Origin of the sequence: Mycobacterium parascrofulaceum ATCC BAA-614 (genome assembly GCF_000164135.1) — a bacterium.
In the GTDB taxonomy this organism is placed as follows: Bacteria; Actinomycetota; Actinomycetes; order Mycobacteriales; family Mycobacteriaceae; genus Mycobacterium; species Mycobacterium parascrofulaceum.
Window position 1 is genome coordinate 144,917 of record NZ_GG770556.1, and the last position, 10,145, is coordinate 155,061.

At 62.4% G+C, this 10,145-nt stretch carries 10 protein-coding genes; 1 reads left to right on the forward strand and 9 read right to left on the reverse strand.

Annotated elements, in window-relative coordinates:
• The 8 genes from HMPREF0591_RS31155 to HMPREF0591_RS20600 all read right to left on the reverse strand — a co-directional run.
• A partial coding sequence (locus HMPREF0591_RS31155; protein ID WP_157137542.1) for an SDR family NAD(P)-dependent oxidoreductase occupies window positions 1–161 on the reverse strand: 161 nt, incomplete at its 3' end.
• 7 nt (window positions 162–168) lie between these two features.
• Window positions 169–1,434: a cytochrome P450 gene (locus tag HMPREF0591_RS20570; protein ID WP_007170547.1), complete on the reverse strand. Its 1,266-nt coding sequence runs from the start codon at window positions 1,432–1,434 to the stop codon at window positions 169–171.
• Window positions 1,431–2,969: an acyl-CoA synthetase gene (locus tag HMPREF0591_RS20575; RefSeq protein ID WP_083802038.1), complete on the reverse strand. Its 1,539-nt coding sequence runs from the start codon at window positions 2,967–2,969 to the stop codon at window positions 1,431–1,433. The genes HMPREF0591_RS20570 and HMPREF0591_RS20575 overlap by 4 nt, the downstream gene beginning before the upstream one ends.
• Window positions 2,970–2,973: 4 nt before the next feature.
• A complete protein-coding gene (locus tag HMPREF0591_RS20580) occupies window positions 2,974–3,378 on the reverse strand; it encodes an SCP2 sterol-binding domain-containing protein (protein WP_007170549.1) in 405 nt (134 codons plus the stop codon).
• 187 nt (window positions 3,379–3,565) lie between these two features.
• Window positions 3,566–4,636 carry an ABC transporter ATP-binding protein gene (locus HMPREF0591_RS20585; protein WP_040623461.1) on the reverse strand — a complete coding sequence of 357 codons (1,071 nt, stop codon included), beginning with the start codon at window positions 4,634–4,636 and terminating at the stop codon, window positions 3,566–3,568.
• Between the two features lie 176 nt (window positions 4,637–4,812).
• Complete coding sequence (locus HMPREF0591_RS20590; RefSeq protein WP_007170551.1) at window positions 4,813–5,931, reverse strand: phosphotransferase family protein; 1,119 nt, start codon at window positions 5,929–5,931, stop codon at window positions 4,813–4,815.
• A gap of 9 nt (window positions 5,932–5,940) precedes the next feature.
• Entirely contained in the window at window positions 5,941–7,587 is a 1,647-nt protein-coding gene (locus tag HMPREF0591_RS20595) for a phytoene desaturase family protein (protein ID WP_007170552.1), read from the reverse strand.
• Entirely contained in the window at window positions 7,587–8,633 is a 1,047-nt protein-coding gene (locus tag HMPREF0591_RS20600) for a DUF7064 domain-containing protein (RefSeq protein WP_007170553.1), read from the reverse strand. Before HMPREF0591_RS20600 ends, HMPREF0591_RS20595 begins: the two co-directional genes overlap by 1 nt.
• 295 nt (window positions 8,634–8,928) lie before the next feature.
• Here HMPREF0591_RS20600 and HMPREF0591_RS20605 point away from each other — a divergent pair, with 295 nt between their 5' ends.
• Complete coding sequence (locus HMPREF0591_RS20605; RefSeq protein ID WP_007170554.1) at window positions 8,929–9,576, forward strand: TetR/AcrR family transcriptional regulator; 648 nt, start codon at window positions 8,929–8,931, stop codon at window positions 9,574–9,576.
• Window positions 9,577–9,627: 51 nt separating this feature from the next.
• Here HMPREF0591_RS20605 and HMPREF0591_RS34005 read toward each other — a convergent pair.
• Window positions 9,628–10,145 (reverse strand): thiolase C-terminal domain-containing protein (locus tag HMPREF0591_RS34005; RefSeq protein WP_007170555.1); only part of this gene is annotated, 518 nt, incomplete at its 5' end.

A 10,145-nucleotide genomic window follows, 5' to 3' on the forward strand; every position in this document is an offset into this window, starting at 1 on the left:
GCCAAATCGACTTCGATGTGTCGGGTCACTGGCGCTGTCGGTTGGTTGCGGTCCAGGCAGTGCACCTCCGCTCCTGCAGACAGCAAACGTTCTGCCACCGCGTGTCCGATGCCTGATGCGGCGCCGGTTACGACGTAGCGTTTCCCGGAAAAGTCGGCCATAGCTCTCCTAGTCGATCGTGTAGGGCAGGGATTTGACTGCGGTGATGAAATTTCCGGTCAAATACACGGGCTCGCCGACCCGCAGGCCCGGCGCCCGGAAGATCAGCTCGCGGAAGATCGACTCCAGCTGCATCTTGGCCATGAACGCGCCCATACAGAAGTGCGGGCCGCCTCCGCCGAATGCGACATGCGGATTGGGTGAGCGGGTGATGTCGAATACGTTGGGGTTGTCGAACACTCGCTCGTCGCGGTTGGCCGAGGAGTAGACCATCGTCACCCAGTCGCCCTCGCGGATGTGCTGGCCGTGCAGCTCGGTGTCCTGAGTGGCAGTGCGCCGGAACGTCATGACGGGGGTCGTCCAGCGGACGAACTCGTCCATCGCGACTTTGATCCGACCGTCGAAATCCTGTGCCAGCAAGGCTTTCTGCTCGGGAAATTCCTGCAACGCAATTGTGGTGAAGGTGGTGGTGGTGCGCGTGGTGTCGTTGCCTGCCACCGAGAGCAGGACGAAGTAAGGCCCCAGTTCGTCGTCGGTGAGCTGCCGTCCATCGACTTCCGCTTGGACCAGGGAGGTCATCAAGTCATTCTGCGGATGCGCCCGGCGCTTCTCGGCGAGACCGATACCGATGTTGAGCAGCCCGACAAGGGAGTCGGTCAGCACTTCGCCGGGTTCACGACCGGCCGCGACATCGGGATCGGCCCATGCCACCATGCCCTCTGCCAGATGCGCCGCCTCGTCGCGCTCGTCCTCGGGCAGCCCGAGCATCTCGTAGATGGTCCACATCGGAAGGCGTTTGGCCACCTGTTGTACGAAGTCGCCTTCCTTCGCCTTGATCAGATCGCTGACAATCGATTCCGCCTGGTGCTCGATCTGTTCTTTGATCTTGGCGACCTGGCGGGGCGTGAAGACTGAACTGACCAGCCGTCGCAAGCTCGAGTGCTTCGCCCCGTCCATACCCAGGAAAGACTGCGTTGCATCGAGCATCTCTTCGGGAACGGCCTCGAACGTAATGCCTTGCCCGGAGCAGAAGATCTCAGGGCTTTTGCTGACATAGCTGACGTCCTCGTGGCGGGTCACGACCCAGACACCGTCGATTTCGGGCTCCATCATGGAACCTTCGATCGGCCGGTGCCAGCTCACGGGGCGTTCGTCGCGAAGGATCTTGAATGCCTTCTCGCGCTCGTCGAAACTTTGCGCCCAGAATGCTTGTGACGAGATGTCTACCGGGTCGAAGGGCGGGCGGTCGGTTTTGGCTGGTGTCTCAGTAGTCATGCGGGTGCCTCCATATAGCGGTCCTTGAGACTTCTTTTAGCGAGCTTTCCGGTGGCTGTCCTGGGCAGCTCGTCGACGAAGTCGACGGAGCGAGGTGCTTTGAAATGCGCGATGCGCTCCCGGACGTAGGCGATGATCTCGTCTGCCAATTCAGGAGATGGCGTTGCCTCAGAGCGTAATTGGACGACGGCTTTGACCTGTTCCCCCATCTCCGCATCGGGCACGCCGATGACCGCGACATCGAAGACCTTCGGGTGCAGCGTCAAGACGTTCTCGATTTCCTGCGGATAGATGTTCACTCCGCCGGAGATGATCACGAATGCTTTCCGATCGGTCAGGAACAGGTAGCCGTCGTCGTCGACATAACCGATGTCACCGACAGTGGTCCAGTTCTCGTGGGCCGGATGCCTCGACGAAGCGGTCTTTTCCGAATCGTTGTGATACTCGAAGGGCGCCACGTCGCGCTCGAAGTAGACGGCCCCGACCTCACCCGGGGGCAACTCACGGCCCTCCTCGTCGCAGATGTGCAGGACACCCAGCGCGGATTTGCCCACCGATCCCCGCTTGTCTTTCCACTCCGCGGCGGTGATCACGGTGGTGCCGTGTTGCTCTGTCGCGCCGTAGTATTCGACCAGCCCAGGGCCCCACCAGTCGATCATGGCGTCTTTGACGTCTGGCGGACAGGGCGCTGCCGCGTGCACGGCCAGCCTCAGTGACGAGAGGTCGTAGCGGTTGCGAACTTCCTCTGGCAACTGCAGCATGCGGACGAACATCGTCGGGACCATCTGACTGACTGTCACCCGATACTTCTCGATGGCGGCCAGAGCCTGTTCGGCGTTGAACCGCTCCATCAGAATTACGGTGCCGCCCAATGCCTGAACCCCGCCACACCACTTCAGCGGGGCGGTGTGGTAAATCGGCGCGGGCGAAAGGTATACGTCATCGCTGGTGATCTTGAAGGCCTGAGCCAGCAGCCCCACCAGCGGATCCCCGGGCTCGTCAACCTGGATCGGAAGCAGGTGCGGCCTAATGCCTTTGGGCCGTCCGGTGGTTCCGGATGAATACAACATCTCCGAACCGCGCGGCTGATCCGTGATCGTCGGGTTCGCGCTAGCCAGTAGGTCGTCGTAGGGCTGATAGCCGGCGATCGCATCGCCGAAGGAGTACCAATGTCGTACCCCTGAAGCCCGATCACGCAGGTGACTGGCCAATTCCCGGACCCCGGCCGAGGCGAACACGACACTCGCGCCGCTGTCCTGCAGGATGTACGCCGCTTCCTCTGGAGCCAAGTGCCAATTGACAGCGGTGATGTACAGGCCAGAACGTAATGCGGCCCAATAGATCTCGAACGCCTCGGCCGCGTTGTCCGAGACCAGGGCAATGACGTCGCCTCTGCGTAGCCCCATTCCGTGCAGCGCCGACGCGAGTCGGGCCGAATGATCGTCGAGTACGCCGTACGTCAGTGTCCGGCCCGACTCAGCCATGATCACAGCCGGTCGGTCCGGCGCAGACTGCGCGTGTGTACCGGGGAACATCGGCCTAGACGAGCAGGTCGTCGCGACCGTCGTTCTTGAGCCGCTCGATGTAGCTCGGATACAGCTTCTTTCCAAGCGGGGCCAGCTTGAGCAGGCTCGCGACGTTGCCGTCGACTTTGATCTTCTTCTTGGCCATTGCCAGTGGCAGGTTGACCTTGCCCTGCCAGTACCCGTTGCCGGTCTCAGCCGTCATGGACATCGTGGCGGTCGGTGGCGCCCCGCCCTCGAGTCCTTCGCGCACGGATTTGTTCGCCATGTCGATGACCACAAGCGCCTCGGGATCAGAGAAGTCGAACGCCACCACGAGTCCGGTGGCAACCAGCTTCGGCCCGATTTCCTCATCCTCGAAGGCCGTCTCGAAAATCCCGCCGATGTATTTTGTGACCTCCGCCGAGTCCTTGAACCCCATTGTCTCGCGTCTCCTTAATCTCAGTTTATTCTAATTAAGATTCAAATTGTCGCCGAGTCAGGTTTTCGTGCCACGAAGTATGCTCGGCGTGGTCTATGACCCCCGTCACAGGGACCATACCATAAGTTGACTTATGGTAAGGCGCCGCTCCTCGTCACCAACCCGACCTCCACCCTTGCGGCAGAGATCAGGCCCCTCGCAGGATCGGGATCGATGCGGTATCGGCCTCGTCGCGCTGGTCGGCGTAACCGTCGTAGTCCTGAGCTGCGCCGTGCTTGCCGGCTTTCGCGAACGATTCGAGGATGGCCTCCTGGGCATCCTGGGTCAGCAGGTGCAGGTTCTCCCGAACCCGGGCCTGACGGCGGGACACAGCTTTGCGCTCGGGCATGCCCGGAGTGCAAGTGATCTGTGGGGGCACGCCCTCGACCTCCTTGACACCACCGTCGTGGTGACCGGCCTCCATTTGGGCCTGCTCCTCGGCCATGGTGGCCTCGTCCTTTTCCTCGGACATGCCGATCGGCCCGATACGACGACCGTTGAGGAACTGCCGCACCACGGGCTCGTCGCTGGTCAGCAGCACTTCGCGGGGCCCGAACATGACCAGCTTGCGCCGGAACAGCATGCCCATATTGTCGGGCACCGTGCGCGCGATGTTGATGTTGTGCGTCACGATCAAGATGGTCGCGTCGATCTGGGCGTTGATATCGATCAGCAACTGCGACAGGTAAGCGGTACGGACCGGATCCAGACCCGAGTCGGGCTCGTCACACAGAATGATCTGCGGGTCCAACACCAGCGAGCGGGCCAGGCCGGCACGCTTGCGCATACCACCGGAGATCTCACCGGGGAACTTCTTCTCATCCCCGCCCAGACCGACGAGTTCCAGCTTCTCCATGACCACGTCACGGATCTCGCCTTCCTTCTTCTTGGTGTGCTCGCGCAATGGGAACGCGGTGTTGTCATACAAGTTCATCGACCCGAACAAAGCGCCGTCCTGGAACAGCACGCCGAACATGGTGCGGATGTCGTAGAGCTCCTTGGGCGAACACTGGGTGATGTCGGTGCCGTCGACCACGATCGAGCCGTGCTCTGGGCGCAGCAGACCGATCAACGACTTCAAGAACACCGACTTACCGGTACCCGACGGGCCCAGCAGCACGCTGACCTCGCCCTCCGGAATGTCCATGGTCACGTCTTCCCAAATTCGCTGAGCGCCGAACGACTTCGTCAGCCCCGTAACCGAAATACCGATACCCACGCCAAACCCCTCCCGTTTCGACACTTGCTCATCGCCGGTTCGCTCGGCGCGCGAGCAAACCGCTCAAGCGTGTCCGCCGGGGCCAGCATAGCTTCGCTGCGTCGACGTGGCAGCAAGATTTTTATCTTAAATAGAAAAACTTCGGGCTGGTGCATGACGCCTGCGATCGCGTCGCCTCACTGGCCACGATTACCGATGAAGCTGATGCTGACCGCGTCCGGAGCGGTCAAACCGAGCAGCTTCGCGACCAGTTGGGTAGCCGGATTGCTCAGCGCCATCGTGGCATCCGGCGGCAGAAGTCCGGCACCGATCATCAGGTGCGCGGCCCGAACCATCAAGATCGCCAACCGGGTTCCGGCCAAGACCTCGTAATAATCCAGGTTTTGCAGCCGGTGACCCGTGATCTGCTCGTAGTAGTCGACCGTTTCGGCGTGATCGGGAATGCCCTCAGGCAGCGGCAGGCCCACACCGTCGGTGTGATGGCGCTGGAGGAACAGCCACCAGCCAATTTCTTGCTCACGGCTGGCCAGGACGACCATCTCCCAGTCGAGCACCGCCGCGGCCGCCAGGCTGTCGGAGAAGATGATGTTGCCGACCCGGGCATCGCCCCAATTGAGCACCTTCTCTGTATCGGACTCTGGCCGGTTCTCGTCGAGCCATGCAAGGGCCGCTTCGATCGTCGGGTTCGGCTCGCCCTCGGCCGCCCAGTCGAATGTCTTCCGCCAATAAGCCAGGCCGGCGGCCAGACCGCTGTGGTTCTCGGGTGCGTCGAGGAACCCCAACCCGACCCCGCGCCAGTCGACGCCGTGAATGGCGGCCATCGTGTCGATGCCGTTATGCCACATCCGACGTCGCTCCTCAGGCGTCAAGTCGAGCACCCACCCGGCCGCCGTAAACGGTGGGTCGTCAGCCGGGATGCGTCCGTCGATGCGCTCCATCACCAGGAACGGCGAACCGAGGATGGACGGATCCTCTTCGTAGAAGTAGGCCGCGGGGACCGGGACCTTGGTGTGTTTGCCCAATGCCTGGATGACCGCCCACTCCTTGTGCAGGTCGTAATCCGGGAATACGCCGGGGCCGTTGGGCTGCACCCGGGCGACCATGCCTCTCGTTATCGCCGCACCGTCCTGTTGCCAATGCGCGGTGAACAGCACCGTTTCGTTCGACAACCCGCCGGCACCGGGCACCTGCAAGTCGGTGATTGTGATCTGCTGGGCCTCGGGGATTTTCGAGGACAACCAGGAAGCCAGCTTGGCGGCTGCGACATCGGTGTCGATCACGTTCTTCAGTGCCATGAGATCTCCTCAACGAGAGTTCGAGATTCGCTGCCTGGCGCGACCAACCAAGCCGTTGGACCGCTTCATCTTCTTCAGTAGCCATTTGGCCGATTGCTGACCGGGAATGGCGCTGATACCGCCCGTGGGATGCGTCCCGGCGCCGCTGAGGAACAACCCCGGAACTGGTGTGTCGTAACTGCCGAAACCCGTTGCGGGCCGTAATGGTCCGAACCGCATCCCAGCTGGGTCGACGTGATACACGTTGCCGCCGGGTACATTGAAGCGCGTCGCCAGGTCCGGAATGTTGAACACCCGTCGCTCGATGACCATCGAGTCCAGCCCTTTGTAGAAGTCGGCTGCTGCGCTCAATGCGCGGTCTCCTATTTTGTCCCGGACGTCCTCCCACGGCTCGTCGGGATGCGCCGGCGTGATGCCCGACCAGTACCAGAACGTGTCCTTGCCGGCCGGTGCCTGGCTGGGATCCAAGGCTGTCGGGATGATCCCGATGCCGCAGATCGGGTCCGGCCAGCGACCGGCGATGGTGTCCTCCCACGCCCGGATATGCTCTTCGAATGTCTGCCAGGCGCAGATCGGTTCGCGCAGATCCAAGCCGTCATCTCGCCAAGCCTGGTGGCGCGGCAGGGACAACTGACCGTCGAGTGCGAGATCGATCTTGAGCGTCGCGGCCTCGACCACATCGACCGGGATGGCGTCCGCGCGTCGTTGCATGGTGTCGTCGAGAACCCCGCGTGGCAATAGCTCGCACAGCGTGAGTTTCGGGCTGCACGACGCCAACACATAAGGCGCCCGCACCACCTCGCCGCTTTCCAGTCGAACACCGCTGATCTGACCGCGGTCGAGCAACAATTCTTCCACGCGTGCGGACAGCCTCACCTTGCCACCGTGCGCCTCCAACGAACGCTGAATGGCCGCCGGCAACGCGCCCGAGCCGCCGACCATCCGAGACGAGTTGGTACGCAAGCACATGGCGATATAGATCAACGCCCAACCGGTGCCATCCTGCGTCATCCAGCAAAACGGCGGCATCGAAGCCAGTGCGGCGCGCAATAGCGGAGTGTCGAAACGCTCGGTGATGATCTCGGCATGCGACCGGGTCAGGAAGCTGATCAGAGGAAGCAGATCCTTGCGCCGACGCATCGCTACGGGTATCGCATTGAGGATCGCTTTACCCGATGGGTGGGTCGGGTGACCGTTCATAAAAGGCAGCGCGAGATCCATTGCCGCGTCCAGCTGTTGGGCGAACTCGAGATAGGCGCGAGCGTCTTTGCGCGAGAAATACTTCAGCTCGTCAGCCGTACGCGCCGGGTCCTTCCAGAAAGCGAGCGATGGTCCGTCAGGATCGAGGTGCACGTGGAACGGATCGGCGATGACCTGCCGCAGGCCGTGGCGTTGCAGGTCCAGATCGGCCTCGACGGTGCTCGAGCGGAACAGCGAAGCCTGGATACCGCCTTCGTTGATCAGATGTTGTGGTGCACTGTCGAAGATGGCGTTCGTGCCCAGCATGCCGCCCGACGTGGGCGAGGCCTCCAGCACGACCACCCGAAGTCCGGCCCGGGCGAGGTAGGCCGCGGCCGTCAACCCGTTGTGGCCGGCGCCGATCACTACGACGTCGTAGTCATTGCTCTTCGAATGAAACACTTTCTGCCCTCCCATCACGACTGCCCCGCGACCAGCGCACGGCGCTTCATCAGTTGCTGGTACTCGTGAAACCACAGTTCTTGGTAGGTCGCGTAGGCGATTCGGCCGTGTTCGTCGGTCCAGCGGTAGACGCTGTCGTGAAAAGACGTGTTAGGCCACGCCGGCAGCGACGCGCAGGCGATCGCCTCGCCGTGAAACCGGTACACCTCGCCGAGTTCGTCCTCGGTGGTGATCTCTTGACGCATCGGCAGGTACGTTCGCTGGTGGTATTCGAGGACGTTGCGGCGTACCCACTTGATCGACCGGCTTTCGTCGCCGCGCTGAATCCAGGCGAAGTGGTGTGACGCGCGGTCGCCGACCTCGTAGAGCCCGGCCCACGCGGGATCGGTGTCCAGGGGTTCAAAGCTGATCTGGTTGAAGATCAAATCCGGACCGAAGTACATCGGTGACCAACCGACCGGCGGAACCGGGACTGCGCCGCGACGTTCCACCCGGATCTGGCGCCACGATCGATCTCTCGGTGCGTAGCAGTTGACTGCGTGAACCTCGCCGCGCAGTCGTAGTTCGCCGGTCACATGCATGAATTGCTCAGTACCGCCGGGCATCCGGGATGCTTCGTGGTGATCTTCTTCCCCCGGCATGACATGCCCTCGCGCCAGAAGCGGGGTCACCGCCTCGGCGATGACATCGATCGCGGCGGCTCCATCACCGCTGTCGTAGGTAAGCCGCGCGGTCTTTCCGGGCTCGATGAAGTCGATCGCCAGCCCGTTGTCAGTGGTGATCGTGTTCCCCGACACTCTCGGCCACGGCATCGTTATCTCGTAGTCCAGGAAAGCCATGTCGGTGTATTCGATGTTGTCGGTGCCCTGAAAGATGCAGACGCCGCCCTGTGACAACGGGAACGCCGGCTGGTAGCGGACGTAGAGGAATACGCCGATCGCCGCCTCGGGAACCGAGAAGCCGAAGTAATGCGTGTGGATGAGGTGTGGATCCCACTGCTCCCCTGCTGCAGGCAGCGGTAACAGCAGGTCGGTTTCGGCGGGATGAGTGTGTAGCGGCATGAAAGCTCCTATACATCAACAGGTTGACGGCAGACACCCGCCGACGGGTGGGTCCGGAAACTAGCCCGAGGCACGCGCGACGGTGCTCCGGACGCCGCCCCGCCGGACACCAAGGTGGCCACGATTGCCTTGCCGGCCCTGGGCCTCGCCGAAAGATCGTCGGCTTCGGGATCGCCTACAGCAGCGGAGAAACCATCGGAATCTTCCTACTCATGTGAGCCAGTTCACGGCGCCACCAACCAAAGCTAACATGAAGGTGAATAGGATTTCAAGCATGAATCCGTATTCAGCGCGTATGAATTCGGGCGTGGCCTCTGCTCCCGAAAGCAAGACGCTGACCCGCGTCGAGCGTCAGCGACTGCGCACGCGGCAGTCGCTGATGGACGCCGCTCGCTCGCTGATCGCAGTGAAAGGCGTTGCCCGCGTGCGTATTCAGGACATCACCGAGGAAGCAGATATCGCCTTGGGCGGCTTCTACAACTACTTCTCCTCCAAAGAAGAGCTGCTAGAGGCGGTGATCACCGAGAGCCTGTCCAAACTCGCGTTGGCAACGATCAGTGACGTCAACGCGGACACCGATCCGGCGATCGTGGTCGCGCTGGCCAACCTCAGGGTGATCCGACTGGCCTACGACGAACCTGACTTCGCCCGGCTGATCGTGAACCTCGGCCATTCGGAGGCCCTGTTCGGCGAAGCGGTCCACCCCCATGCTCGGGTCGCTGTCGAACGCGGTATCGCGAGCGACCGCTTCGTTGTCGCCGACATCGAGGTGGTACTGACTGCCGTGATCGGCGGCGCCTTCGCTCTGATTCGCGAGGTCCTCGACGGACGGCACGGTCCAGATGCTGACCGGGCGTTTGCCCAGCACGTTCTCGCGGCGCTCGGAGTGCCAGCCACCGAAGCCGAAACCATCGTTCGCACGGCCGCTGAAGAGCTGCTCTGACTCAGCCTGTCCTCGCGGAGCCGAAAGACACGCCCAGCACAGCGTCGCGCTCTAGACTCCTTGAGTCGCGCCTACCACCGAAACAAAAGAGACACAACTGCCCGGGCGCCCGCCCAGGTTGTGGGTAAGCGCGGTGTGCGGATCGGGCAGTTGTCGCTGGCCTGCCTCCCCGCGGAATTGCAGCCACGCCTCGTAGAGCATCCGCAGCCCGCTGGCGCCGACGGGATGCCCGAATGACTTCAGGCCGCCGTCGGGGTTGATCGGCAACCGGCCCTCAGCGTCGAAGTCACCCGCCAGCACGTCTTTGCACGCCTGACCGGGGTCGGCGAATCCGAGATCTTCCATCAACACGATCTCGGTGGGAGTGAAGCAGTCGTGGACCTCGGCCAGAGAGAATGCGGTCCGTGGATCCACTATGCCCGCCTGCCGGTAGGCGTCCTGGGCCGAGCGCACAACCTCGGGGAAACTGGTGTAGTCGTAGCCGGGATCCATCGCGCCGCGGCCCGAGCCGGCCACCAGTGAGAGTCCGAGAACATACATCGGCGTTTCGGTGTATTCATGCGCGCGTT